The organism is Microbacterium sp. SLBN-154, assembly GCF_006715565.1.
Lineage (GTDB): Bacteria > Actinomycetota > Actinomycetes > Actinomycetales > Microbacteriaceae > Microbacterium.
The window spans coordinates 3,514,131-3,539,535 of record NZ_VFNL01000001.1 but is presented as its reverse complement, the minus strand read 5'-3'; the positions used below and the strand labels follow the sequence as shown (position 1 = coordinate 3,539,535).

Below are 25,405 nucleotides of genomic sequence, written 5' to 3'. Positions count from 1 at the left end.
CGGCCGAGGATGTATCACACGTCCGGGTGGTGCCTCTGTACGGGTGTGGCCACAATGGGCGCTATGACGCATGCTGACGCGGATGCCGGGGTCGACCCTGCCCGCCCTCTGCGTTGGGAGCTCGCCGCCACCCTGTTCCAGCGGTGGCGAGACGGTGATCGCAGCGCGATGGACGACCTCGTCCGACTGATGACTCCGACCCTGTGGCACGTCGTCCGCGCCTACGGCGTCGACCACGCGCTCGCCCAGGATGTCGTGCAGACCACGTGGCTGACCCTGGTGCGTCGCCACGAATCGATCGTGGAGCCCCTCGCCGTCTCGGGCTGGCTCACCACCACCGCCCGCCGCGAGGCGTGGCGGGTCGGTCGCCAGCAGCGACGTGCCGACCCCACCGAGGTCGACAGCCTGGAGCCTCACCTGCCGACCGAGGAGTCGGCCGAGCAGACGGCGCTTCGCGACGATGCGTCGCGGCGTCTGTGGATCGCGGTGGCCCGACTCAACGAACGGTGCCAACGTCTGCTGCGCGTGGTCGCCTTCGACGAACGACCCGATTACGCCCGCATCGCGACAGATCTCGCGATGCCGGTCGGCTCCATCGGTCCGACGAGGCAGCGGTGTCTCAGCAAACTGCGGGCGATCCTCGCAGAGGAAGGAGAGGACGGCAGAGATGACGACGGATGATTCCGCCGATGCCCGTCTGTTCGCACGGCTGCGCGCGGTGTGGGAGGAGGTCGACCCGATGCCGGCGGGCCTGGTCGACCGGATGGTCGCCGCCGTGGCGGTCGAAGACCTCTCCCGCGAATACGCGCTGCTGACGCTCGTGGAGGGCACGCTCGCGGCGACCCGCGGCGACGCCGACACGGCCACGCTGCAGTTCAGCGACGGGCGCACGAACGTGCTCCTGCATCTCTCCGTCGCTGACGACGGCCACCGCCGGGTGGATGGCTGGGTCGATGCGGCCCCGTTGTCGGTCCGGCTCGTGCAGCAGGCTCGCGAGTGGACGACGGATGCCGGTGAACACGGCCGGTTCGCCTTCGTCGACATCCCACCGGGCCTGACCCGCCTGCGTCTGTCGCTTCCCGGAGTGCAGGGGGAGACCGGCCCGCGGGAATTCCAGACCCCGCAGTTCGAAATCTGATCCCGCCGCGCCCGCGGGCGCGGCCTCGCCACTGATCGAGGAGACGCTTCACCATGGTCCGACCCGACGGAACACCCGATTGGCGCGATCGCGTCGACGCCGCCCGCCCCCGCGGGGTGCCGCTTGATCCGACCAGCGAACGTGTGGAGGGGGTTCGTCCCTACCCGACGGCGTACGACCCCGACCATCTCCTCGTCACCGACGACGAGCTGCTGGGCGAGATCCTCTCGATCCTCCGCGGCGCTGCCGGCGACTTCGGATGGGGTGTGCGACTGGAGACGGTGAGGGGTGAGCGCCTCACCGACGAGGCGGCGCGGGAGCGGGCGGGCACCGCACGGCGCGAGCTCGGTCTTCCTCTCGTGCTCGTTGCCCGGATCTTCCCCGATCCCCAGCCCGATCGCGACGACGAGCCGGTGCCTCCCATCGACGCGTGGCGGCTTCTGCAGCGGGCGCGCGGCCGCTCAGGGAAAGGACTGCCGGGGATCGGGCTCGACCACATCATCTCCATCGACCCGTACGGGTCGACCAACCCCTATGGGTCGACGAATCCCTATGGGTCGACGAATCCCTATGGGTCGACGAACCCCTACGGGTCGACGAACCCCTACGGGTCGACCAACGCGCCCGGCCCGGGTTCCTACGCCTACCCGGGTTCCGGTGGTCGCGAGGTCGTGTCGTACATCGGCGACCCGCCTCGCCGCGACGACGACTCCATCGTGGGGCGGCGCCCCGTCGTCGCGTTCATGGACACCGGATGCGGGCGGCACGCGTGGCTGCCCGACAGCATCGTCGATCGTGATCTGCGCAACGGTGGTGAGCCGGTCGGCGTCGTGGGCGCGGCCACCGACCCGGAGGAGATCGGCGACGTGTCGGGCCCCTTCGACGGCTTCCTCGACCAGGCCGCGGGACACGGCACCTTCGTCGCCGGGGTGGTCCGGCAGATCGCGCCCGACGCCGATCTCATCTCCATCCGCGTCGCCGACAGCCAGGGGACCCTCCTCGAGGGGGAGTTCCTCGAGGCCGTGCGCGCGGTGGCGGAACTGGTGATCCGCTACGCCCGCGGTGAGGGTGGTCGGCCGATCGACGTGCTGAACCTCTCCCTGAGCTACTACCACGAGACGCCCGAGGACGGTCAGTTCGACCAGACGCTGGTGACCTACCTGGTGGCGGCGCGCCGCCACGGCTGCGCCGTCGTCTGCTCCGCCGGCAACGACGCCACCGACCGCCCCGCATTCCCGGCCGCACTCTGGCGGTGGCCGGATGCCGACTTCACGGTCGAGGACCCCGATGACGCCGCACCGCACCTGTCGGTCGGAGCGCTCAACCCCAACGGCAAGAGCGTCGCCCTCTTCAGCAACGTCGGCGACTGGGTCCGCGTGTACGCCCCGGGGGTCGCCGTTGTCAGCTCGGCGCCGCCGCTGAACGGGGGCATCCAGGCCGGCACCCGCAACGACCGCTACGGCCTCCGACGCGAGACGATCGACCCCGATGACTTCACCGGAGGCTTCGTCGTCTGGAGCGGCACCTCTTTCGCCGCCCCGCACATCGCGGGCGCTCTCGCCGAGATGGTTGGGGTCGGGCTCATGGACGGCTCGCTCGATGACAAGCCCGGACCTCGGGTGAAGGCCCTCCGCAAGGCCGGTGCGAAGCTCGAGAAGGAGTGGAAGGGCACGACGCGGGCACCCGCTTGAGATCCCCGGCGGCGGACCTGTCTGCGCGAAGATGAAGGGTGGCCACCAGAAGCGCCGACGATCTGCACCGACTCGCCGTCGAGCTGTGCATCTCCGGACGATACGCACGCGCGCTCCGCGTGCTGGCGCAGGCCTCCGGCCGCACGGGTGATCCCGACCTCCTCGCGCGCATCGAGGGGACCCGCGCACTGGCGCTGCAGCGCACCGGGTCGCCGGCCGCCGCCGAGCGGGTGCTCCGAGAGGCCCTCTCGGCACGCGGGCTGACGGCGCATACCCGCGCCATTCTGCGAGGTCAGCTCGGGGCGCTGGCGATGTACGGCGGGCGGCTCGACGAGGCCGAGCGTCTCTTCGGTGAGGCGGTCGCTTCTCTCGACGACGCCGATCCGCTTGCCTCGGCCCGAGTACGGATGAACCGGAGCCTGGGACGGATGCAGCTGCGCGATCTCGAGGGGGCGGCCGCGGACGCCGAATGGGCGGCCGCGCGTTTCGCCGCCTCGGGCCTCGCGACAGACGAAGCGCACGCTCGCCACAACCTCGGATACATCGCGCTTCTCGCGGGTGACCTGGTCACGGCGCTCGAAGCGATGCTCACCGCCAGGCCGGCCGCGGCGACGACCCCCGTCGCGGGGGCGGTGGGCGACATGGACCGAGCTGAGGTGCTGCGAGAGGCGGGACAGACCACCGAGGCCGAGCGCCTGCTCGAGCGGGTCGCGGCCGTCTTCGGCGCTCACCGGATGCCGCAGTCGCGGGCGGAGGCGGAGTTCCAGCTGGCGCGATCGCTTCTCACGCACGACCCCGCGCGGGCGCGAAAGGTCGCGCTCGCAGCATCCCGCAGATTTCAACGCCTCGGGAACGAGGCGTGGGCGCACCGGGCGGAGGCGATCCGGTTGCGCGCCGAGATGCAGCCCCCGCGCGGGGCCCCGAGGGAAGAGGTCGCCCAGCGGGTCGAGGAGGTCGCGGTCGATCTCGTCCGAGCGGGCTTCCGCGGCGAGGCGACCGCCCTGCGGCTCACGGCGGCCGCGGCCGACCCCTCGCTCGACGGGCGGCGCGTCCGGGTCCGTGACGACGCGCCCCTCGAAGTGCGCCTCATCGCTCAAGAGGTGAAAGCGGCGCGTGCTGCGTGGCGCGGTCGGCACGGTGACGTGCGCCGACACGCGGCACGGGGAATCGACGTCCTGGCGTCGTGGACGGGCACGTTCGGCAGCCTCGATCTGCAGACCTCCGCCGCGATGCACGGCGCGCGCCTCATGTACGCCGGTCTCGACGCGGCCGTGCGCTCGAAGGATCCGGAGGTCGCATTCGCGTGGGCGGAGCGCGCCCGACACCTCAGCCAGCAGTCGACCCCGCTCCGCCCGCCTCCCGACCCGCAGCTGGCCGCCGAGCTGGCGGAACTCCGCACGATCCGTGCGGAGCGTACGGGCATCGACTGGCTCGACGACCCGCGCGCGGCCGAGCTGCGGGAACGCGCGCGCCGACGGCAGTGGGCGGGAACCCGCGCGGGAGAGATGTCGGAGCGCGCGACGCTGCAGACCCTGCGCGGCGTCCTCGGCGCCGACACCGCGGTGCTGAGCTTCCTGTACACCGGAGCCGAGCTCGCCGTCCTGGTGACGGACAGTGAGCAGGACAGTCTCATCCGTCTCGCTGACCCCGACCAGGTCAGCCGGCTGCTGCCGGGACTGCGTGCCGACCTGGACATCGCGGCGGCGGTGCGGTCGGGACCGATGGTCTCCGTCGTGCAGGCCGCGCTGCAGAGCCGACTCGCCGAGCTCGACGCGGGCATCCTCGATCCCGCGTTGTCACGCACCGACCGTCGGCGACTTGTGCTCACCGTCCCCGGCATCCTCAGCGGTGTGCCCTGGGGGATGCTCCCGTCGATGGAGGGGCGGGTGTTCACGGCGGCGACGTCGGCGACGCGCTGGGTGCGCGCCATGTCCGTGACACCCGTGGCGGGAGGTGCGACCGGCTTCGTCGTCGGCCCGGGGGTGCCGCGCGGTGAGGAGGAAGTCGCCCGGGCGGGGTCTGCCTGGCCATCGTCGGCGATGCTCCTCGCCGACGATGCGGCGGTGCGTGCGACGGCCCGGCTGGCCGCGTCGTCGGACGTCCTCCACATCGCCGCGCACGGTCGTCACACCGCGGACAACCCGCTGTTCTCGGGGTTGGAGCTCACCGACGGCGTGCTCTTCGGGTACGACATCGATCTCATCCCCGAGGTGCCCCGTGTCGTGGTGCTCTCGGCGTGCGAGGTCGGGCGGTCCTCGGTGCGGTGGGGGGAGGAGGCGCTCGGTATGGCCCGCATCTGGCTGCACGGCGGAGCGGAGTCGGTGATCGCCGCGCCCGTCCGGGTGGCAGACGACGACGCGTGCGAGCTCCTGGCCGTGATGCATGAGGGCCTTGCCGCGGGCGAGGCCCCGGCGGAGGCTCTCGCTGCTGCCGCGCGACGGACGGGGATCCGGGCGCCGTTCCAGGTGCACGGCCGCGGCTTCTGAAGAAATCTCACGCGGCGTGTATCACGGAGCCGTCGCGCGGCTCCGACACTGTGAAGCGGCAGTGAGTGCGGTCGGCCGAAGCCCGACCGGGGGGCACTCGAGGATCTGCCGGGGGGCGCGCTCCCGCGGGGCGTGATGATCCGTGTCGCTTCCGGGGGTGTCGCGGGAGTTTCGGTCCGCGGCACCCCTGCGTCATGTGCGCGACGAACGGGCGCTGCGACCGCGGACGATGCCGATGAAGGTCTGTATGTGCGCGTCGATCTCCCCGTCGGGGGGATCGATGGGCCACGCGAGACCGAGGGATGACACGGGGCCGTCGACGAGTGGACGGAACGTCGCATCGCGGCGATGGTGCAATCGCGCCAGCGACATCGGGACGATGACGATTCCGGCACCGCTCGCGGCGGTGGCGATGGCCTCGGCGGTGTCGAGCGAGCCGCCGAAGGTTGCTGCCGTCGTCCCTGCGACCTCGACGCCGAGCACGTCGTCCGACGGCGTGAAGACGGTCTCCCCGGCCAGGTCGTCGAAGCTCAACTCGTCGGCGACGGTCAGGTGGGAGTCGGTGGACATGACGACGACGGGCACTTCGTCGTAGAGGGGGATGAGATACAACCCGTCCTTGTCGATGGGCTGGCGGACGAGAGCCGCATGGACCTCCCCGGTGTCGAGACGTCGACGCTGGTCGGACACGGAGATCGGCACGAGCTCGAGGGCGACCCGCGGCATCCGCTCTTTCCAGATCCCGATCCACTTGCCGGGGGTGGCTCCGGGAACTGCACCGAGAAGGAAGGGCCGCGCCGTCATGCGTTCAGGCTAGTCGCGGCCGACGGCGCTGGGCGGTGGATGGGGTCAGGCGGCCAGCCGGAAACCGCGGCGGTCGGTCGCCACCCGCTCACCGTCGGCGATCGTCTCGTCGTCGCGGATGAGGGAGTTCACCGCGACCCGCGCGTTCGCGCCGATGTTCGTGCGGACGCCGATGCGTGCGCCGCCGCCGATGACCGCGCCGGGTCCGACGTGGGCGTGGGGAGCGATGTGAACCTCGGGACCGATCATGGCCTCCGCCTCGATCCACGCACCGCGCCCGACCCGAGCACCGGCGGCGATCTGAGCACCGGGTTCGACGTAGGCGCCGGCCTCGACGATGGCGGTCGGGTGCACCTTTGCGCCGTGAGCGATCAGTCCGCGCCCGTTGACGTGCTTGCGGTAGCGGAGCGTCTCGCCCTGGTCGTTCTCGATGTCGACGTAGTTCTTACCCACGATCTCCTCCTTCAGCGCGGTTGTTGCGCCGAGTACAGATACAACCGATGCCTGCACAGATACATTCCCTCGCATCAGCCTTCTTGGATGCAGGGGCTTGCAAAGTCTTCGTCGCAGAGGTACGCAGCGGATGGGTCGACGGGTCGGACGGTTCAGGTCTGGCAGACCGGGCACCAGAAGATGATGCGTTCCCGCGTCGGATCAGCCCCGAGTTCTCCGCCGATGATCTGTGTGCCGCATCGTCGGCAGGGCCGTCCCTCGCGGCGGTAGACCCAGGTGCTCTGCCCGGGGCGCGAGTCGCCGGTGAACGTGCGGCCCGAGCGGTCGCGGTTGGCTCGGATCATCCGTACCCCGACATCGAGTAGCGCTGCCGCGTCGACCTCGGGTGCGGGGGTGGTGGGGAGGATGCCGCGGACGAAGAGGATCTCGTTGGCGTACTCGTTGCCGAACCCCGCGACGTGTCGCTGCTCCAGCAGGGCGACATGAATCTCGCGGGGGTCCGACGAGAGCCGTCGTGCCGCCTCGGCGGGGTCCCAGTCCTTCGACAGCGGATCGGGGCCGAGGTGATCCACGAGCTCGCCTTCCCGTTCGGTCGGGACGACGGCGATGTCCGCCAGGTCGAAGCCGACGGTGTCCCACTCCGTCGTGCCGACGATGGCGCGGGCCTTGTACCCGGGTTTGCGCCACCGCCCGCCGCGGCGATAGACGTGCCACTCGCCCTCCATCTTGAGATGGCTGTGCAAGGTCCAGGAGCCGATGCGGTGCAGGATGTGCTTGCCCCGCGGGACCACCGCGTGCACGGTCTCTCCGGTCAGATCGACCGTCGCCACCTGCGGAACCCGCAGGTCGAAACGCGCCACCGGATGACCGGCGAGTGCCTCGTGAAGCCGTCGCGCCGCACGGAAGACGGTGTCGCCCTCAGGCACGGCGCCCCGGTCCTCCCGCACCGGCTGCGGCCGCGGTGGCGCGGCGCAGCGTCAGACCACGGGGGCTTTCGACGAAACCGGCCTCACGCAGTGCGCCTCCCACGGGCGTGCCGAGAACGAACGAGCCGTTGACCTGTTCGATCGTCACCGTGTCGAGCCGGCGCGCGGCGATCGTCGCGGCCAGGTCGCGCGCCGCCGACTGCAGCGAGGCGACATCGTCGGTGAATGCGAGCGTCGATTTGCCCCCGCGCTCGACGTACAGCACCAGACGACCGTCGACCAGGACGACGAGGCCGCCGGCTTTCCGGCCGGGCCGGTGGGAGACGCCCTCGACACGTGGCCACCCCAGAGCGGCGCCGTAAGGGTTGGCGGGATCGGTCGCAGCGAGGGTGACGGCCGCCCGTGGCGGCGGGTCGGGCAGAGCGGCGAAGTGGCGCAGGCGATCGACCGTGCTCGACGCGGCGAACTGGGCGGCGCCGAGCTTCTCGATCACGTACCCGCGTCGGCAGTGGCCGGCCTCCTCGAAGCCCGCGAGCACGCGATAAGCCTGAGCGAAGCCACCGGGCGTCCCCTCGGATTGAACGGAGCCGCGCGTCACCACGCCGTAGCGGTCGAGCAGCAGGCTCGCCGCCGCCGTCGCCCGCAGCGCGGGGTCGGGCTCGACCGCGGGAAGGAGCGACCAGCGCCCGCCGATCGCCGGCGGGCGTGGCGGCGCCGACGGGGTGACACGGGGCAGGGCCGCGCCGCGATACATCCGCGCGCGCGGCGCCCGCCGGCTGACCCGGTGGGCCTGCGAGCCCCCGGCGAGAAGAGTTCGGATAGGCGCGAAGGTGTCGTTGGTGACGCGACCGGTCCACGTCAGCGCCCAGAGGGCATCGATCACGGACTGCTCGTTCTCGGCGTGGGCCAGCGAGCGCAACTGAGCCGCGAAATACGCGCCACCGGCCTCGAGCACCTCGATGATGCGGGCTTCGAGCGAATCCTCCGCGAGCTCGTCCTCGATCGGTGCGAGCGTGAGCGGAACGGTGTCGGCCGGATGCAGGGCGATCCAGCCGTCGCGTCCGGGGAGCGAGCCGTGTCCGGACCAGACCACCTCACCGCTGGTGGTCAGCTCGTCCAGCAGGGCCGGGGAGTAGTCGCTGACACGCGACGGGAGGATGAGCGACTCCCATGCGCTGGCCGGGATGGGAACCCCCGCCAGCTGCTCGACGACGGCGGCGACGCCGTCGATGCCTTCGAGGGGCCGGGTGACATGCTGCCATTCGGGCAGGAATCGCGCGAAGGCGTCGGGGGGAACGGGCTCGACGCTGCCGCGGATGGCGGCCAGCGAGCGCATCCGCAGGCGGCGCAGCACCTCGCTGTCGCACCACTCGGCCTCCTCGGCGCGACCGGTCCGGTCGTCGCCCACGGGAAGGAAGAACCCGCTCGAGAGGCGTCCCTGCGCTTCGAGGCGCTGCAGGGTGAGGCGGGCGACGGCGGTGCCGATGCCCAGGCGGGTGGCGACGTCATCGGTTCGGAACGGGCCGTGGGTGCGCGCGTAGCGCGCGACGAGGTCGCCCAGTGGATCGGCCAGCGGCTCGAGGAACGCCACCGGGATGCCCACGGGCAGGGCCACTCCCAACGCGTCGCGCAGGCGACCGGCGTCTTCGATACCGGCGACGCGGGGTACCCCGCCGATGGTGACGGGGATCGCGCGTCGCGCCTCGACGAGGGCGTCGAGAAGCGCCAGGGCGGTCTGCCGCTCGGGAACGGCGGACGGCGACCCCTCGTCCGGCTGAAGGCGCGCGGTGACGTCGTCGGCGTCGAGGGGCCCCAGAAGTCGGAGCAGATCGGCGACCCCTTCGATCCCCTTCACGCGGCGTTCGGGATCGAGCCGCTGCACTTCGCGTTCGAACTGCGCGATGACGTCCGGGTCGAGCAGCTCTCGCATCTCGACCTTGCCGAGCAGCTCACCCAGGAGCGCGGGGTCGACGGACAGCGCGGCAGCGCGACGCTCGGCCAGGGGCGAGTCGCCCTCGTACATGAACGCCCCGACGTACCCGAACAGGAGGTCGCGGGCGAAGGGCGACGGCTGGCTGGTGGTCGTCTCGATGAGTCGGATGCGGCGATCGGCGATGCTCGCGGCGATGCGCAGCAACGCCGGCAGGTCGTACACGTCCTGCAGCACTTCGCGGAGTGTCTCGAGGATGATCGGGAAGGTCGGGTAGCGCCGCGCGACCTCGAGCAGCTGGGCGGCACGTTGACGCTGCTGCCACAGCGGGCTTCGGCGGTTGGGGTTCGTCCGCGGCATGAGGAGGGCGCGCGCGGCGCATTCGCGGAACCGGGAGGCGAACAGCGCCGATCCGCCGACCTCGTCGGTGACGATCTGCTCGAGCTCGTCGAGTTCGAACACGAACAGCTCCGCGCCGGGCGGCTCCGCCGTGGCATCCGGCACCCGGGCGATGATGCCGTCGTCGCTGGCGACGGCCGCGCCTTCGACGCCGAGGCGCTCGCGGATCCGGGCGTTCACCGCGAGCGCCCAAGGCGCGTGCACCTGCATGCCGAACGGGGAATGAAGGATGACCCGCCAATCGCCGACCTCGTCGCGGGAGCGCTCGACCGTGAGCGTGCGGTCTGTCGGGAGGGATCCGGTGGCCTCGCGCTGCTCGGCGAGGTAGGTGAGGAGGTTCTGCTGCGCGTGCGGGTCGAGGCCGGCGGCGTCGAGGCGTTGCGCCGCCTTCTCGGGCCCCGCCGACGTCACCTCTCGGGAGAACTTCCCGAGGGCCTCGCCGAGCTCTGCGGGACGACCGATGCCGTCACCGTGCCAGAAGGGGAGCTTGCCCGGCTGACCGAAGGCCGGCACGACGTTCACCCGGTCGTGAGTGATCTCCACGATTCGCCAGCTGGTCGTGCCGAGGGTGAACACGTCATTGACCCGGGATTCGTAGACCATCTCCTCGTCGAGCTCGCCGACGCGGGCGTTGCTGCTCTCTCCGGCGACGAACACCCCGAACAGGCCTCGGTCGGGGATCGTCCCCCCACTCGTCACGGCGATCCGCTGGGAGCCGGGACGACCGGTGAGGGTGCCGTGGTCGCGATCCCACACCAGCCTCGGCCGGAGCTCAGCGAACTCGTCCGACGGGAAGCGCCCGGCCAGCAGGTCGAGCGTGGCCTCGTAGGCGGAGCGGGGGAGGGTGCGGAAAGGGGCGCTGCGCTTGACCGTCTCGAACCAGCCCTCCACGTCGATCGGTCCGAGGGCGCATGCGGCGACGGTCTGCTGGGCGAGGATGTCGAGGGGATTCTGCGGGACCGCGATCGCCTCGATCTTCCCGGCGAGCATCCGCTCGGTGACGATCGCGGTGTGCAGCACATCGCCGCGGTGCTTGGGGAACAGGGCGGCGCGGCTCACCTCGCCCACCTGGTGGCCCGCGCGGCCGATGCGCTGCAGCCCCGATGCCGCCGACGGGGGAGCCTCGACCTGGATGACGAGATCGACCGCGCCCATGTCGATACCGAGCTCGAGGCTCGACGTCGCCACGACGCAGCGGAGCACGCCCGACTTCAGCTCTTCCTCGACCTGGGCGCGCTGCTCCTTCGACACCGAGCCGTGGTGGGCCTTGGCGAGGACGGCGGGCGCGCCTGCCGACGACCCGGCCTGAGACATCATCGCGGCGGGGGCCGTCGGATCTGGGATCTCGGCGCCGATGCGCTCGGCGTAGATCTCGTTCAGCCGGCCGGTCAATCGCTCGGCGAGACGTCGAGAGTTGGAGAACACGATCGTCGACCGGTGGGCGAGGATGCGATCGACGATCGCCTCCTCGACGTGCGGCCACAGCGATCCGGTCCGCTCCTCCGGAGCGGAGTCGGGCGCGTACCAGTCACCGGAGGCGTCGCCGCCGTCCACCGGTTCGGGGGGCGCTCCCGGAGGCGGCGGCGGATTGAGCATGTCTTCGACGGGCACCACGACGCGCAGGTCGAAGGCCTTGGTCGACGGTGGCGCGACGATCTCGACCGGTTGCGATCCCCCGAGGAAGCGCGCGACCTCGTCGATCGGCCGAACGGTGGCCGACAAGCCGATGCGCTGCGCTGGTGCCACGCCGGCGTCGTGCGACTGCCGCAACGCGTCGAGGCGCTCGAGGCTCACCGCCAGGTGTGCACCGCGCTTGGTGGCGGCCACGGCGTGCACCTCGTCGATGATGACGGTGTGCACCTCGCGGAGAGTCTCACCGGCCTGGCTGGTGAGCATGAGATACAGCGACTCGGGCGTGGTGATCAGGATGTCGGGAGGATCGGTGACGAGCTTGCGGCGGTCGCTCGAGGAGGTGTCGCCCGAGCGCACGCCGACGGTGACGTTCGGCACGGGCTGGCCGAGCCGGCGCCCCGATTGGCCGATGCCGACAAGCGGAGACCGGAGGTTGCGCTCGACGTCGACGCCCAGGGCCTTCAGCGGCGAGATGTAGAGCACCCGGGTTTGAGCGGGAGGGGTCGCCCGGGTGCCGCCGCGGCGGCGGCGGGGAGCATCGTCGGAGGTCTTCGCCGGAGCATCCTTCTCCCGGAAGATGCGGTCGATCGCCCACAGGAATGCCGACAGGGTCTTCCCCGAGCCGGTCGGCGCGACCACGAGTGCGTGCTTGCCGTGGGAGATCGCATCCCATGCCCCGGCTTGCGCCGCCGTCGGTTCGGCGAAGGCGCCACGGAACCAGTCCTGGGTCGCAGGACCGAAGCGGCCGAGCACCTCAGGTGCCGCCACCGTCGAGGCGTCGCTCATCCCCCCATCTTCCCGCGCACCTCCGACATCGGGGCGGGCTTGACCGGCCTCTTCCTCACTCCACGTCCAGCGGCTTGTCCCCGCTGAGGTCCGTCTCCCGCAGCACACCGTCCCTCAACTCGAGCACGAGGTCCACGCCGAGCCGGCGGAGGAACGCGTCGTCGTGGCTCACGACCAGCACGGCCCCCCGGTACGACGAGAGTGCGGCGACGAGCTGGTCGACGGTGTCGAGATCGAGGTTGTTCGTCGGTTCGTCGAGCACCAGAAGGTGAGGCGCCGGGTCGGCCAGGAGGAGGTGGGCCAGCGCCACCCGGAATCGCTCCCCGCCTGACAGCGCCGACACCGGTCGATCGACCGCCGCACCCCGGATGAGGAATCGCGCGAGCCGGTTGCGCAGTTCCACCGTGCCGGTGTGCGGCGCGGCGGCGGCGATGTTCGCGAGCACGGATTCCTGATCGTTCAGCCCGTCCACCCGCTGCGGAAGGTAGCCGATCCGGTCGGTGTGAGGTTCGAGCAGGATGTCGCCGACGCAACCGCCCCCGCCGACGAGGCGTTCCAGCGCAGTGGTCTTCCCCGCCCCGTTCGGGCCGACGAGGGCCACGCGCTCCGGGCCCTGGATGATCCACGCGCGGTCGTCGCCGGAGAGGGTGGCGATGCGGCGTCCCGCCGCGACCCCCGGGTCGGGGAGGTCGATGCGCACCGCATCGTCGTCGCGGATCCGCCGCTCGGCGAGGTCGAGATCCGCACGGGCAGCCTGCTCGCGGTCGGCCATCTCGCCGCGGTACTTGCCGGCGGACACCTGTGCGGCCCGCTTCAGCCCGCCTGCGACGATCTTCGGGACGCGCTTCTCGCGCTCCGCCTTGCGTCCCATCGCCATGCGGTGCGAGATCTTCGTCTCGGCTTCGATGCGGTCGCGCCGCTCTCGGCGGTAGCGCTGCGCAGCGGCACGCTCGGCCTGGCGCGCTGCGTCCTGTTCCGCATCGAGCCAGGCTCGCCACTGCGAGTAGGGCCCGCCGAACACCGACAGCGTGTGGTCGTAGAGCTCGGCGGTGTCGTCCATGCGCTCGAGCAGGGCGGTGTCGTGGCTGACGACGATGAGCGTTCCCTGCCACTGGTCGACCAGGTCGTAGAGGTGGTGGCGCGCATCGCGATCGAGGTTGTTCGTCGGCTCGTCGAGCAGGGTGATGGTCGCCCCGCCCGCGCGGATGCCCGCGATCGCGGCGAGCACGGCCTCGCCGCCCGACAGTTCTCCCACGCGGCGATCGAGCATGTCGGGCCTGAGACCCGCCTCTGCGAGGGCGGCGTGGCAGCGCGCCTCGATGTCCCAGTCGTCGCCGACGGTGTCGAAGTGCTGGGGGTCGACATCGCCGGCCTCGATCGCACGGACCGCGCGCAGGGCCGGACCGGCGCCCAACAGGTCGGCGACGGGGATGTCGACGTCGAGCGTCAGCCGCTGCGCGAGGGTCGCCACATCGGCGGTGCGCTGGATGCGCCCCGCCGCCGGGATCAGGTCGCCGGCGATGAGGCGGAGGAGAGTGGTCTTGCCCGTGCCGTTTCGGCCGACGAGGCCCGTGCGGCCCGCGGGGAAGGAGCCCGAGACGTCGCGGAGCGCGACCGTCCCGTCGGGCCAGTGGAACGAGACGTCGTCGAGGACGACGGAGGGATGAACGGATGACTGCGGCACGAGGCCTCCCGGATGTCTGAGGGATGCGCAGACACCGGGCGCCGAGATGCGGCAGAGAAGACCTGACGGATGCGGCGGGTCGACGGTGTCAGCGCGTGAACGCGGAGCCGTCGGATACCTTCACCGGATTTCCTCACGTCGGGAACAGGACCTGAACACTGTAGCGGGTCATCCCGGGTGCCTCGCAAGGGGTGGGGTTCCATCGTCGACCCGTCGAAGAACGCTGCCCGTGGGCCGCCCAGGCCGCACTTTCTGACGGGTCGCGGGGTGAGCGGCGCTTCGCGCGCGCCGGCGCGTGGCCGATCGTCGAGAAACGCTGCCCGTGGGCCGTGCAACCCGCATTCTTTGGCGGGTCGCGGGGGCGAGCGGCGTCACGCACGCCGGCGCGTGACCGATCCGTCGGAAAACGTCGCCCTCGCGCCGAGCGAGCCGCACTCTTAGACGGGTCGCGGGGCGAGCGGCGCGTCGCGCGCAGGGGCGAAGCGGCTTCGACCCGTCGAGAAACGCTGCCCGTGGGCCGCCCAGGCCGCACTTTCTGACGGGTCGCGGGGCGAGCGGCGCTTCGCGCGCGCCGGCGCGTGGCCGATCCGTCGAGAAACGCTGCCCGTGGGCCGTGCGGGCCGCATTTTCTGACGGGTCGCGGGGTGAGCGGCGCTTCGCGCGCGCCGGCGCGTGGCCGATCGTCGAGAAACGCTGCCCGTGGGCCGTGCGGGCCGCATTTTCTGACGGGTCGCGGGGTGAGCGGCGCTTCGCGCAATCACGGCCGGGTCGCGCGGAGAGCGCGGAGCGCGCGCTCCGCGCCCGACGGCCCGACGGCCCGGCGGCCCGGCGGCCCGACGGCCCGGCGGCCCGGCGGCCCGGCGGCCCGGCGGCCCGGCGGCCCGACGATTCGGCCACCCGTCAAGAAATGCTGCCCTGGCGATGCGCGAGCCGCACTTTGTGACGGGTCGCGTGCCGCGCGCCATGCGCACGGCGACCCGGCGACCCGATCGCGCGCCCCTCGCACACTCCGCCGAGGGGCGGAGCGGAGTCCGCCCGGCGAGGGACGCGCACGGAAGGCGCCGTGCGTAGCGTGAGGCCCCTGCCCACCGATCGAGGCGCCGACGGGGGTCGCCCCGATCGGTGGGCAGGGGGATGGTTCGGCGGGATCGCCATCGGAGTCGCCGTGGGCGTGGCGATCGGTTCGGCGCTCAGCGACGTCGCCGTGGGCATCGCCATCGGTGTGGGGCTCGGGTTGGCACTCGCCCTGGCGTTCGGCGCGGCTCGGTCGCCGTCGACGCGTCGCCCCGATCGCTCGGGCGGAGGGGAGACCGCCGGAGCGACGGGGGCTGCGACCTGGGATGACCGGCACTCCACCGACGGCGGCTTCGACGGAGGCGCCGGCGCCGGCGAAGGGGGCGGCGGGGGTGGCGGAGGCGACTGACACCGACCCTCTCGGCTCGACCTCCGTTCGACCTACCCGGCCTCGGCCTCCGTCATCGCGGCGAGACGCTTGTCGAGGAAGACCTGCACATCGCGCAGCTCGTCCTCGGAGACGCTGTGGGTGAGCCCCGGGTACAGCCTCCCGCTGAGGTCGACATGCTCGGGGAGCCAGCTCGTGGTGTGCTCCACCAGAGCGGCGGGGATGACGTCGTCGCGGGAGCCGCGACCCCAGAACACCGGGGGACGGCGGGCAGCGAGGGCGGCGTCGCCCGAGAGCGCCCCCGGCGTGACGTAGCCCGACAGGTTCACCGCGAAGGCGAACCGCTCGTGATTCAGGCGAAGCGCCTGCAGAGCGACGGCGGCACCCTGCGAGAACCCCAGCAGGCCGACGGTCGTCGCCGGCGTGGCCGCGGCATCCAGCCAGCGCAGCAATGCCTGCGCAGCCGACGTGACAGCCCCCGGATCGCGGCTCTGCAGACCCTCGATGGGGTACCAGGAGTATCCGGGCGACGGCCACGGCGGGGTGAGCGGTGCCCGCACCGCGGCGACCACGAAGTCGGACGGGAGGAAGGGGACGAGCCCGAAGAGGTCGCGCTCATCGGCGCCGTAGCCGTGCAGCAGCACCAGCAGCGGCCGCCCGGCGCGGTCGTCGGGATCCGCCGACCACAGCACCAGGTCGTCGTCGAGGGCGAGGGCGGGAGCGGGCTCGTCGGACATGCCGACATCCTTCCAGAGGCTCCCGACAGGTCCGCCCGACGTCCGTGCTCCTCGGTGATCCCGATACCTCGGGGTATACATGACCTATGCCGGTGCGTACCCCTGATCCCGACCCGAGCGAGAACGACGACGCCCGCAGCGCTCGCCGCGACCCGCTCGACGGACTCGGCGGGGGCTCGACGGGCTCGTCGGCCAACCCCGGATGGCTGAGCGACATCGAGCTGGCCGAGGCCCGCCGGCGCCTCCCGATGCTCTACGTCGAGGCCATCCCCGTCCGCACCGACGGCATGGGGCAGGTGATCCAGGTCGGCATCCTGCTGCGCGCGACCCCCGTCGGCGAGATCACCCGTTCGATCGTGTCGGGGCGGGTGCGGTATGGCGAGACGGTGCGCGACGCGCTGTTCCGTCACCTTGAGAACGACCTCGGCCCGATGGCCTTTCCGCTGCTGCCGCCGCAGCCGGTGCCCTTCACCGTCGCCGAGTACTTCCCCCTCCCCGGCGTCAGCGCCTTCCACGACGACCGGCAGCACGCGGTGTCGCTGGCGTTCGTCGTTCCGGTCACCGGTACCTGCGAGCCGCGGCAGGACGCCCTGGAAGTCACCTGGCTCTCGCCCGACGAGGCGTCGTCCGATGCCGTCGCGGCCGAGATGGAGGGGGGCCGGGGAACCCTCATCCGCCTCGCGCTGGCGAGCGTGGGCGCGCTGCGCTGAGAGGGACGGATGCCGCAGAGCCCCCTCCTGGTCGACTTCGCCGTCGCGCTGCCGATCTCCGTCGGCATCGCGTATCTGCTCGCCCGCCTGATCCTGGCGATCTTCGGTCGACGCCTGTCGCTCAGCGTCACCGCGATGACACTCATCTCGCTCCTCGGGTTCAGCGTCGGCATCTTCCTGGCGGGCATGTTCCTCTACGGACAACGACTCTGGATGCCCACGACCCTCCTCCTCACCTTCGGAACGAGCCTCGGTCTGTCGTTCCTCGTCGCGTCGATCGTGGCCCTCACGCAGCGCGGGGTGGGTGACGCTGACATCTCGGCAGTGCTGCGCGCGGGGGAGTCGGAGCGCGCGGAGTTCAAAGAGACGGCGCGCTGGAACGTGCGGGAGAGCAAGAAGGATGCTCGGATGGAGCTCGCGATCGCCAAGACGATCGCCGCGTTCCTGAACAGCCGCGGCGGCGTGCTCGTCATCGGCGCGAACGATGCCGGTCAGGCGGTGGGACTCGACCGCGACCTCGCGACCCTCCGGACACCCGATCACGACCGATTCGAGCTGTGGCTGCGCGACATGCTCTCCACGGCCCTCGGCCGGAACGCCGCGGCGCTGCCGCGCATCCGGTTCGTCAGCGTGGCGCCCGGCGACGCGGTCGTCTGCGCCGTGGAGTGTCCGCCCTCACCGAAGCCGGTGTTCCTCGCAGGAAGCGGGGGAGGCGCGACGACGGAGCTCTGGATACGGGTGGGCAACTCCACCCGTGCGCTGCCGGTCGACGAGGCTCTGGAGTACGTGCAGCGCCACTGGCGCCCGACGCTGGCGTCGGTGTTGACGGGACGCCCGGCGGGCTGAGCGGCGGTCGCCCGATCTCCCGCTGCGGGGGAGGGATCCGCCGGCGCGCAGCTCATCCGCTCCGGGCCGGTGACCCGCGGTCGTCTGGCGACACCTCGAGCTTGCCCGCAAAGCATGAAGTGTGCTTCACTGTTCCTCGAAGGGGAGTAATCCTCGCGACGCATCGACAGTACGGTCACCCGACGTGACCCGGTGCGTGGGGCGACGCAACGCCGATGAGACCTTCACGACACTCGTGGAGGTTTTCTCATGTCCGTCCCGCTCTGGGCCTGGTTCGTCGTCCTCGGCGTGATCGTCGCCATGCTCGTCGTCGATCTCGTCGCCCACCGCAAAGCCCACGTGATCGGCGTCCGCGAAGCGGCGGCCTGGTCGATCGTCTGGGTGCTCTCGGGCATCACCTTCGGCATCGTCGTCTGGAACTCGTGGGGCGCGGAGTTCGGTCAGCAGTACTTCGCCGGATACGTGATCGAGAAGTCCCTCGCTGTCGACAACGTCTTCGTCTGGGCGATCATCTTCGCCGCCTTCGCGGTGCCCCGCGAGTTCCAGCACCGGGTGCTCTTCCTCGGTGTTCTCGGGGCCCTGGTCTTCCGGGGGATCTTCATCGCCGCCGGCGCTGCGCTCATCGAGAACTTCTCGTGGATCCTCTACGTCTTCGCCGCGTTCCTCATCCTCACCGGCATCCAGATGATCCGCACCCGCAACGAGCACGTCCACCCGGAGAAGTCGCGGACGCTGAAGCTCTTCCGCCGCTTCGTGCCGATGACCGACGCCTACCACGGGCAGCGGTTCCTGATCCGCAAGGCCGGGGTGCTGGTCGCCACGCCTCTGCTGGCGGTGCTCGTACTGGTCGAGGTGACCGACATCATCTTCGCGGTCGACTCGATCCCCGCGATCTTCGCCGTCACCAGCGAGCCGTTCCTCGTCTTCACCGCCAACGCGTTCGCCATCCTGGGCCTTCGCGCGATGTACTTCCTGCTCGCCGACCTCATCCACCGCTTCCGCTACCTCAAGATCGGACTCGCGTTCGTGCTGGTCTGGGTCGGCGTGAAGATGGCCCTCCTCGACGTCGTGAAAATCCCGACCCTCGTCTCGCTCGCGGTGGTCGCGCTCATCATCGCCGTCGCCATCACCGCCTCGCTCATCGCGACCCGCGGTCAGGGGCGCCGCGAGATCGAGGTGGAGTCGGCGGGAGCCTTCCGTCTCGCGACCGAGGAGGAGATGGCCGAGCTCGAGCCGGTCTTCCGCTCGCGTCGCGCCATGGCCGGGAGCCGGCGATGAGCGAGACCACCCGAACGCGCCGGCCCCGCGCGGCTCTCCTCATCGCCCTCCCGGCCTTCGGGCTCGTCGCCCTGATGATCCTCCCGTTCGTCAGTGCACCGTCGAGCAGCTGCGGCAATCCGTTCGGGTGCGGCAGCGTGAGAAACGCCGGGGAGGAAGCCCTCACCGTGGTCGCCTTCGAGGCCGATGGTGCGGAGCGCGCCACCTATGCCATCGCGCCGGATTCACGCGATCTGCTGCTCGGAGTCACGAACGAGATCCTGGTGCCCGAGGCGTCCTGCCTCACTGTCCACGGCGGGCCCTTCTGGTTGGACCGGACGGCGGTGCAGACCTCCGACGACACGGCGCGGGTGCCGATCGATCACTGGGGCGCGCGGGTCGACCTGCGCGGCGGTGCCTGCACCGGTTGACGGGAGACCGATCCGTCGGCGGCCCGGGTTGGCATCCCGTCACCCGGGCCGCCACAATCGTGTGATGGCGAGCGGCGGTGCGTGGACATTCCTGACCCACCACGCGCACGTCCTCGTCGCCGTCGCCGACAACAACGACGTCACCCTCGCCGAGATCGCCCGCATCGTGGGGATCTCCGAGCGCTCGACCGTGACGATCCTGAACGACCTCGTCGCCGAGGGCTACGTCGAACGCGAGCGGCGCGGGCGCCGCAACCATTACACCGTGCGTTCGACGCGGCCCCTGCGGCATCCCTCCAACGCCGGCCACACGATCGGCGACCTGATCGGCGCTCTCAGCCGAGTCTCGATCAGCAGCGCATAGCCTGAAACGGTGTTCGACAGTCCGTTGTCCGCCTCGGCCTACGAGGTGCTGCAGGTCGACCCCACTGCCGATGACGAGACGCTGCGCCGCGCGTATCGCCTGCGGCTGCGGCAGACCCACCCCGACACCGGGGGCGATGCGGCGGTGTTCGTCCAGGTGCAGCGCGCCTGGGAACTCGTCGGCACCGCGGAGGCCCGTGCCGCTTACGACCGTGGGCACGGGTTCGGTGCCGAAGCGGCACCGGAATGGTCGGGATGGCGCCCGCCGGCGCCCCGCGCCGACACGCGTCCCCGCGCCCGGTCGTACGGTCACCCGGGGGGATGGCGTCGCGAGCGGTACCTGACCCTGGTCCGCGAGTGGGTCGGACGCGGTGTCACCGTGGACGATCCCTACGACCCGGCGCTCGTCCGCTCCGCGCCCCGCCACCTGCGCCGGCTGCTGGCCGACGCCCTCGCCGAGGAGGAGACCGCCCGCACCGTCGCCGACCTCGGCATGGGCTACACGGTGTGGCATGACGTCGCCGCCTCCGGTCGCGACGGCGACCCCGACGTGAAACTCGACCACATCGTGCTGGGCCCGAGCGGGCTGTTCGGGATCCTCTCCGAGGACTTCGGCGGACCGGTCGGGGTGCGCCGAGGCGAGATCGTCGGTGACGGGATCCCCGAGGGATCCGTCGCGGGACTGCTGTCGCGCATGCGGGTGGTCTCCCGCGCCGCGAGGGTGAAGTTCACCGGGGCCGTCGTGGTGCTTCCCGACGAGGACGTCACCGAGATGATCCAGGAGCTCGGCAAGGTCAAGGGCGTCCCCGTGGCGCTCGTCTCGCGAAGTGCCCTGGCCACGGTGCTGCGCCGGGGCCTGCCCGGCGCGCGTGCCATCGGCGGGACGGAGCTGTTCGAGATCCGCACACGGCTCCAGCACACGGCGCAGTTCGTCTAGGCCGATTCGCCTGGGACGATGCCCCGGAGCTGCGACGCCGCCGCGCTCAGCCGGTCAGGCCGAACAGCTCCAGCGGGTGGGTGAGCCGCCACCAGAACGACGGATCCTCGACGTCCTGCGCGAGCTCGAGCCCGACCACGCTCTCATCCAGCGCGCCGGTCGCGGTCAGTGCCCCGACGGTGTCGCCCTCGGCGCGCAGGTCGTCGAGGTCGAAGGCCGACTCCACGGTCGCCGAGCCTCCGTTCCACGCGATCACCGCGGCATCCGCCGTCGTCACGATCGGCACGTCCTCGCCCCACGCGGTCCGGACGTACCCGGCCGTCGTGCCTGCCGGTACCGCGACCGTCGGCTGCAGCTCGGCCTCGAGCTGTGCGTACAGAGCGCGGGATGCCGCCAGGCGCGCCTCGTCGTCGGGCTGGCCGAGGACGGCGGCGTAGAGGGTGATCGGGGTCTCGGCGACGGTGATGCTCTTCGCCGACAGCAGACTCCAGCGATCGAGCGTGCCGGTCTTGATGCCGACCACTCCGGGATCGGCGAGGAGTCCGTTGGTGTTGGTCACGAGCCCGGCGCCGGGGAGTTCGACGGCCTGCTTGGCGACGATCTCCGCGACGACCGGGTTGGCGAGGGCGCGCTGGGCGAGCGGGATGAGAGCGTCGGAGCTGGCGCTGTTGCGCTCGTCGATGCCGGTGGGCTCGACGATCGTGATCCCGTCGATCCCGTGGCGGTCGAGCCAGCTCGCCGCCGCGTTGGCGAAGACCGCATCGGTGGGGTACAGGTACGACGCGAGGCGGTCGGCGTAGTTGTTCGCCGATCCGATCAGGATGCCCTCGAGCATCTGATACATCGAGAGCGTGCCTCCGACGGGAACGTCGAGGGCGGACTCGCCGCCGGCCAGGTAGTCCCAGTACTCGTCGCTGTCGCGGCCGGTGAAGCGGAACTCCGGACCCGGCTCGCCGGGGCCGAGCTGGAGCTCGTCGAGGACGACGAGGGAGGTCACGACCTTCGTGATGCTCGCGATGGCGTCGCGGTCGGCGCTGGAGGCCACCGGCCCCCCGATGCCCTCGACGGCGACCGCAGCGCTTCCCTCGGCGGGCCAGACCGGAGCCGCCGCGGGCGCCGCGGCGGGCAGCACCTGCACGGCCTCGACCTCGGGCGTCACGGCGTAGAGCGGCCAGAGCCCGGTCGTGGCGGCGTAGCCGCCGACGAGACCGAGGATCACCGCGGCGGGAAGCAGCACGCCGGGGCGGAAGATCGAGCGCCGCGGGGCGCCCGCGAGCAGGTCGGGCCCCACCGGCACGTACGGCACGCCGCCGCCGGAGAGGTCGGTGAACCCGGGCGGGCGGGCGAGGATCGCGGACTCGTCAACCCAGGTCAGGGCGGTGGGATGCCGCGACTCGGCGACGATCGACGGCTCGGCCAAGCTCGATCGCGTCGGTGAGGGGGCGGCGTCACCCCCGGGTGCGGTCAGCACTCCGGCATGGGACGGCGACTCCGCCGCATCCGTCTCCCCCGGGTGCCGGCGCAGGGCGCGACGCGTGAGGGGGTGCCGGTCGTCCTCCGCCATTCGCCTACGCTACAACGCCGTCGGCGATATGATGGTCGCCGATACCACGGGAGTCCGGCGAGCCGGGCTGAGAGGGAGCGAATCGCGCTCCGACCGTCGAACCTGATCTGGGTCATGCCAGCGCAGGAAGGAGTACTGATGCATACGCACACGTCCACGACCGGGTCCGCCTCGTCGACCACCGGCACCGGAGGCGGCCACCGCTTCCGGTGGCGGGTCATCGACATCGTCATCGCGAGCGTCCTCGGGGTCGCGGCGGGTCTGGTGTTCCTGCTGTGGAACATCGCCTATCTCGGGCCGAGCAACTTCCTGAGTCCGCTGCTTCCGGGCCTTCAGGGTCTTCTCGACGGACCGTGGCTGTTCGCCGGGGTGCTCGGAGCGCTCATCATCCGCAAGCCCGGCGCGGCGATCTACACCGAGACGCTCGCGGCGGTCGTCTCGGCCCTCGTCGGCAACACCTGGGGAGGCTTCCTCACGATCGAAGCCGGTCTCGTCCAGGGCCTCGGCGCCGAGCTCATCTTCCTGCTCTTCTTCTACCGGCGCTGGAGCCTCCCGGTCGCCGTGCTCGCCGGCATGGGCGCGGCGCTCGCCGGCGGCATCAACAACCTGATCCTCTGGTACCCGGGTTCGGGAGGGCTGTTCATCACCGTGTACCTCGCCAGCACGCTTCTTTCGGGCGCGCTCATCGCCGGGGCGCTGTCGTGGGTGCTCGCACGAGGCCTCGCCGCCACCGGCGCACTCGACCGCTTCGCGATCGGGCGCGAGGCGCGCGCCCGCGTCTAGACCGGTGGACTCGACCGGTACACGTCCGGCTGCGCTGGAGGCGCGCAGCTGGGGGTGGCGACACGCCTCGCGTCGCGCGTGGGCGCTGAGGGACGTCACGCTGCGCATCCATCCGGGGGAACGCGTGCTCCTGCTCGGCGCGTCGGGGGCGGGCAAGTCGACCCTCCTCCACGGGTTCGCCGGCGTGCTCGGTGAGGGGGAGGACGGCGAGCGAGCCGGCGAACTCCTCATCGACGGGATGCCGGCGGCCGAGGCCCGCGGGCGGGCGGGACTGGTGCTCCAGGACCCCGACGCCCAGGTCATCCTCGCCCGCGTCGGCGACGACGTCGCCTTCGGCTGCGAGAACCTCGGCGTCCCGCGCGCGGAGATCTGGCCGCGCGTGGAGGCGGCCCTCGACGCCGTCGGCCTCGAGGCGCCCCTCGACCGGCCCACGAAGGCGCTCTCGGGGGGGCAGAAGCAGCGGCTCGCGCTCGCCGGGGCGCTGGCGATGCGCCCCGGCATCCTGCTGCTGGATGAGCCGACCGCCAACCTCGACCCCGCGGGCGTGATCGAGGTACGCGACGCCGTCGCCCGCGTCGCTGCCGAGACCCGGATGACCCTGGTCGTCGTCGAACACCGTGTCGAGGCGTGGCTCGGCGTCGTCGACCGGGTGATCGTGCTGGGTGGAGCCGGCGCAGGCACGGGTGGTGTCGTCGCCGACGGTGCACCCGATGAGGTGCTGCGCCGCGACGGCGCGGCGCTCGCGGCGCAGGGGGTCTGGGTGCCCGGCCGGCCGCCGCGCCATCCGGCGCCGGCGTCCTCGCCGCCCGGTCGCACGCTTCTCGAGGCCCACGACCTCGAGGTCGAACGCGTGCGCCACACCCCCGTCGCGCGCGTGGGGCACGCCGTCGTCCGGGAGCGCGGCGTGCTGGCCGTCACCGGGCCGAACGGGGTGGGCAAGTCCACGCTCGGGCTGACCCTCGCGGGACTTCTGCCCGTGGCATCCGGTGCTCTCATGGCGACCGAGACGCTCGCCGACGGAGCGGGGCCGACGCCGATCCGGTGGAGCTCACGGGCGCTCCTCACCCGCATCGGCACGGTGTTCCAGGAGCCCGAGCATCAGCTCCTCACCCGCACGGTGCGCGACGAGCTCGCCGTCGGGCCGCGTGCCCTCGGCATGGCCGAGCCCGACGTCGAGGCGCGGGTCGACGACCTGCTGCGGCGGCTGAGGCTCGACCACCTCGGCGCCGCCAACCCGTACACGCTCTCGGGCGGTGAGAAGCGCCGCCTGACGGTCGCGGCGGCGATCGCGACCCGGCCGCGCGTGCTCGTCCTCGACGAGCCCACCTTCGGGCAGGACGCCCGCACCTGGAGCGAGCTCGTCGCGTTGCTTGCAGGGCTCCGCGACGCGGGGACGGCGATCGTCGCGATCACGCACGACCGCGAGGTGGTGCGTGCGCTCGGCGCCGACGAACTGGAGATGGGGGCGGTCGGATGACGCTCGAGCGCACCCGCGCGCGCACCGGCCCGGTCGCCGCGATCAACCCGGTCGCGAAGCTCGGCGCGGCGGCACTTCTCACCGTGCCGCTCGTGCTGACCCTCGACCCGGTCTCGGCGGGGGTGGCGCTGCTTCTCGAGTTCGCGCTGTTCCCGTTCGCAGGCCTCGGGTGGCGCGAGTTCTGGCGGCGCACGTGGCCGGTGTGGCTCGCCGCACCGCTCACAGCACTGACGATCGCGCTCTACGGCGAGACGTCGGGGCGGGTGCTGCTGGAGCTGTTCGTCGTCCGCGTCAGCGAGGGGTCGCTCGAGCTGGCGTTCGCCACGATGCTGCGGGTGCTCGCCATCGCGCTGCCCTCGGTCGTGCTGTTCGTCACCGTCGACCCCACCGACCTCGCCGACGGGCTCGGCCAGGTGCTGCGGCTGCCCTCGCGTTTCGTGCTCGGGGCGCTCGCGGGGCTGCGCATGGTGGGGCTGTTCCTCGACGACTGGCGGGCGCTCGAGCTCGCGCGCCGCGCGCGCGGCGTGGCCGACCGCGGCCGGGTGCGCCGATTCCTCGGCATGGCGTTCGCGCTGCTCGTGCTGTCGCTCCGCCGCGGGGCGACGCTCGCCACCGCGATGGAGGCGCGGGGCTTCGGCGCGCCGGGCCGCCGCACCTGGGCCCGGGAATCGACGTTCGGCCGACGCGAGTGGGCACTGTTGGCCGTGGGCGCCGCCGTCGGAGGGATCGCCGTCGCCGCGGCCGTGCTCGCCGGGACGTGGAACCTCATCCTCGGGCCGGGCTGAGGGCCGGGCGCAGGGTCGGGCGGCCCCCGGGGTCCACGCGCGTCACTGCCCGTCAGCGCCGTAGCGCCGGCTCATCGAGGTGGCGCAAATTGTCGGTTTGAGCGGCGCAAAGCGACCATATGCGCCGCTTCCTTGAGGCGGCGCGGACCGAGGTGGCGCAAATGGTCGGGTTCAGCTGCGCAAG

Annotated in this window: 21 protein-coding genes and 1 riboswitch; of the genes, 14 read left to right on the top strand and 7 right to left on the bottom strand. The window is 71.8% G+C overall.

From position 1 onward, the window contains the following. The first annotated feature begins 63 nt into the window (after nucleotides 1-63). The 4 genes from FBY40_RS17105 to FBY40_RS17090 are packed head-to-tail and all read left to right on the top strand — an operon-like array spanning nucleotide 64 to nucleotide 5,315. Nucleotides 64-681 carry an RNA polymerase sigma factor gene (locus FBY40_RS17105; RefSeq protein WP_235015012.1) on the top strand — a complete coding sequence of 206 codons (618 nt, stop codon included), beginning with the start codon at nucleotides 64-66 and terminating at the stop codon, nucleotides 679-681. Then, the gene (locus FBY40_RS17100) at nucleotides 668-1,138 is read left to right on the top strand and encodes a hypothetical protein (protein ID WP_141939919.1); all 471 of its coding nucleotides are present in this window, start codon (nucleotides 668-670) and stop codon (nucleotides 1,136-1,138) included. The genes FBY40_RS17105 and FBY40_RS17100 overlap by 14 nt, the downstream gene beginning before the upstream one ends. Nucleotides 1,139-1,191: 53 nt before the next feature. Then, nucleotides 1,192-2,829, top strand: coding sequence for a S8/S53 family peptidase (locus FBY40_RS17095; RefSeq protein WP_141939918.1), 1,638 nt, complete (start codon nucleotides 1,192-1,194; stop codon nucleotides 2,827-2,829). Nucleotides 2,830-2,867: 38 nt separating this feature from the next. Further along, on the top strand, nucleotides 2,868-5,315 hold the full coding sequence (locus FBY40_RS17090) for a CHAT domain-containing protein (protein ID WP_235015011.1): 2,448 nt from the start codon (nucleotides 2,868-2,870) through the stop codon (nucleotides 5,313-5,315). Between the two features lie 192 nt (nucleotides 5,316-5,507). Here FBY40_RS17090 and FBY40_RS17085 read toward each other — a convergent pair whose 3' ends face one another. The 5 genes from FBY40_RS17085 to FBY40_RS17065 form a co-directional block, all read right to left on the bottom strand. Continuing rightward, nucleotides 5,508-6,119: a LysR substrate-binding domain-containing protein gene (locus FBY40_RS17085; protein ID WP_141939917.1), complete on the bottom strand. Its 612-nt coding sequence runs from the start codon at nucleotides 6,117-6,119 to the stop codon at nucleotides 5,508-5,510. A gap of 45 nt (nucleotides 6,120-6,164) precedes the next feature. Continuing rightward, the gene (locus FBY40_RS17080; RefSeq protein WP_141939916.1) at nucleotides 6,165-6,572 is read right to left on the bottom strand and encodes a transferase; all 408 of its coding nucleotides are present in this window, start codon (nucleotides 6,570-6,572) and stop codon (nucleotides 6,165-6,167) included. A gap of 152 nt (nucleotides 6,573-6,724) precedes the next feature. Beyond that, complete coding sequence (locus FBY40_RS17075) at nucleotides 6,725-7,498, bottom strand: DNA-formamidopyrimidine glycosylase family protein (RefSeq protein ID WP_141939915.1); 774 nt, start codon at nucleotides 7,496-7,498, stop codon at nucleotides 6,725-6,727. Further along, complete coding sequence (locus FBY40_RS17070; protein ID WP_141939914.1) at nucleotides 7,491-12,245, bottom strand: ATP-dependent helicase; 4,755 nt, start codon at nucleotides 12,243-12,245, stop codon at nucleotides 7,491-7,493. The genes FBY40_RS17075 and FBY40_RS17070 overlap by 8 nt, the downstream gene beginning before the upstream one ends. A gap of 55 nt (nucleotides 12,246-12,300) precedes the next feature. Further along, on the bottom strand, nucleotides 12,301-13,929 hold the full coding sequence (locus FBY40_RS17065; protein WP_141939913.1) for an ABC-F family ATP-binding cassette domain-containing protein: 1,629 nt from the start codon (nucleotides 13,927-13,929) through the stop codon (nucleotides 12,301-12,303). Nucleotides 13,930-14,992: 1,063 nt separating this feature from the next. On the opposite strand from FBY40_RS17065, the gene FBY40_RS17055 reads away from it, so the two are divergent. Further along, entirely contained in the window at nucleotides 14,993-15,352 is a 360-nt protein-coding gene (locus FBY40_RS17055) for a hypothetical protein (RefSeq protein ID WP_200830012.1), read from the top strand. A 32-nt stretch (nucleotides 15,353-15,384) separates the two neighbouring features. Here FBY40_RS17055 and FBY40_RS17050 read toward each other — a convergent pair whose 3' ends face one another. Beyond that, nucleotides 15,385-16,068, bottom strand: coding sequence for an alpha/beta hydrolase (locus tag FBY40_RS17050; protein WP_141939912.1), 684 nt, complete (start codon nucleotides 16,066-16,068; stop codon nucleotides 15,385-15,387). An 86-nt stretch (nucleotides 16,069-16,154) separates the two neighbouring features. Here FBY40_RS17050 and FBY40_RS17045 point away from each other — a divergent pair, with 86 nt between their 5' ends. The 6 genes from FBY40_RS17045 to FBY40_RS17020 all read left to right on the top strand — a co-directional run bounded on the left by FBY40_RS17045 (nucleotide 16,155) and on the right by FBY40_RS17020 (nucleotide 20,612). After that, the gene (locus tag FBY40_RS17045; protein WP_124292320.1) at nucleotides 16,155-16,778 is read left to right on the top strand and encodes an NUDIX hydrolase family protein; all 624 of its coding nucleotides are present in this window, start codon (nucleotides 16,155-16,157) and stop codon (nucleotides 16,776-16,778) included. A 9-nt stretch (nucleotides 16,779-16,787) separates the two neighbouring features. Further along, nucleotides 16,788-17,624 carry an AlbA family DNA-binding domain-containing protein gene (locus FBY40_RS17040; protein ID WP_141939911.1) on the top strand — a complete coding sequence of 279 codons (837 nt, stop codon included), beginning with the start codon at nucleotides 16,788-16,790 and terminating at the stop codon, nucleotides 17,622-17,624. Nucleotides 17,625-17,873: 249 nt separating this feature from the next. Beyond that, nucleotides 17,874-18,902, top strand: coding sequence for a TerC family protein (locus FBY40_RS17035; protein ID WP_141939910.1), 1,029 nt, complete (start codon nucleotides 17,874-17,876; stop codon nucleotides 18,900-18,902). Then, nucleotides 18,899-19,312 (top strand): hypothetical protein, encoded by a 414-nt coding sequence (locus FBY40_RS17030; protein WP_141939909.1) that lies wholly within the window; start codon nucleotides 18,899-18,901, stop codon nucleotides 19,310-19,312. Before FBY40_RS17035 ends, FBY40_RS17030 begins: the two co-directional genes overlap by 4 nt. A 64-nt stretch (nucleotides 19,313-19,376) precedes the next feature. Continuing rightward, complete coding sequence (locus FBY40_RS17025; RefSeq protein ID WP_141939908.1) at nucleotides 19,377-19,676, top strand: helix-turn-helix transcriptional regulator; 300 nt, start codon at nucleotides 19,377-19,379, stop codon at nucleotides 19,674-19,676. Between the two features lie 9 nt (nucleotides 19,677-19,685). Then, on the top strand, nucleotides 19,686-20,612 hold the full coding sequence (locus FBY40_RS17020) for a nuclease-related domain-containing protein (protein WP_141939907.1): 927 nt from the start codon (nucleotides 19,686-19,688) through the stop codon (nucleotides 20,610-20,612). 46 nt (nucleotides 20,613-20,658) lie between these two features. Here FBY40_RS17020 and FBY40_RS17015 read toward each other — a convergent pair whose 3' ends face one another. Beyond that, a complete protein-coding gene (locus FBY40_RS17015; RefSeq protein ID WP_141939906.1) occupies nucleotides 20,659-22,176 on the bottom strand; it encodes a D-alanyl-D-alanine carboxypeptidase family protein in 1,518 nt (505 codons plus the stop codon). A gap of 36 nt (nucleotides 22,177-22,212) precedes the next feature. Continuing rightward, nucleotides 22,213-22,322, top strand: a riboswitch (TPP riboswitch). Here FBY40_RS17015 and FBY40_RS17010 point away from each other — a divergent pair. The 3 genes from FBY40_RS17010 (at nucleotide 22,315) to FBY40_RS17000 (ending at nucleotide 25,221) form a co-directional block, all read left to right on the top strand. Continuing rightward, complete coding sequence (locus FBY40_RS17010; RefSeq protein ID WP_141939905.1) at nucleotides 22,315-22,959, top strand: ECF transporter S component; 645 nt, start codon at nucleotides 22,315-22,317, stop codon at nucleotides 22,957-22,959. Its footprint overlaps the riboswitch before it by 8 nt. 4 nt (nucleotides 22,960-22,963) lie before the next feature. Then, nucleotides 22,964-24,436 carry an ABC transporter ATP-binding protein gene (locus FBY40_RS17005; protein ID WP_235015008.1) on the top strand — a complete coding sequence of 491 codons (1,473 nt, stop codon included), beginning with the start codon at nucleotides 22,964-22,966 and terminating at the stop codon, nucleotides 24,434-24,436. Next, the gene (locus FBY40_RS17000) at nucleotides 24,433-25,221 is read left to right on the top strand and encodes an energy-coupling factor transporter transmembrane component T family protein (RefSeq protein WP_141939904.1); all 789 of its coding nucleotides are present in this window, start codon (nucleotides 24,433-24,435) and stop codon (nucleotides 25,219-25,221) included. Before FBY40_RS17005 ends, FBY40_RS17000 begins: the two co-directional genes overlap by 4 nt. Nucleotides 25,222-25,405 lie beyond the last annotated feature (184 nt).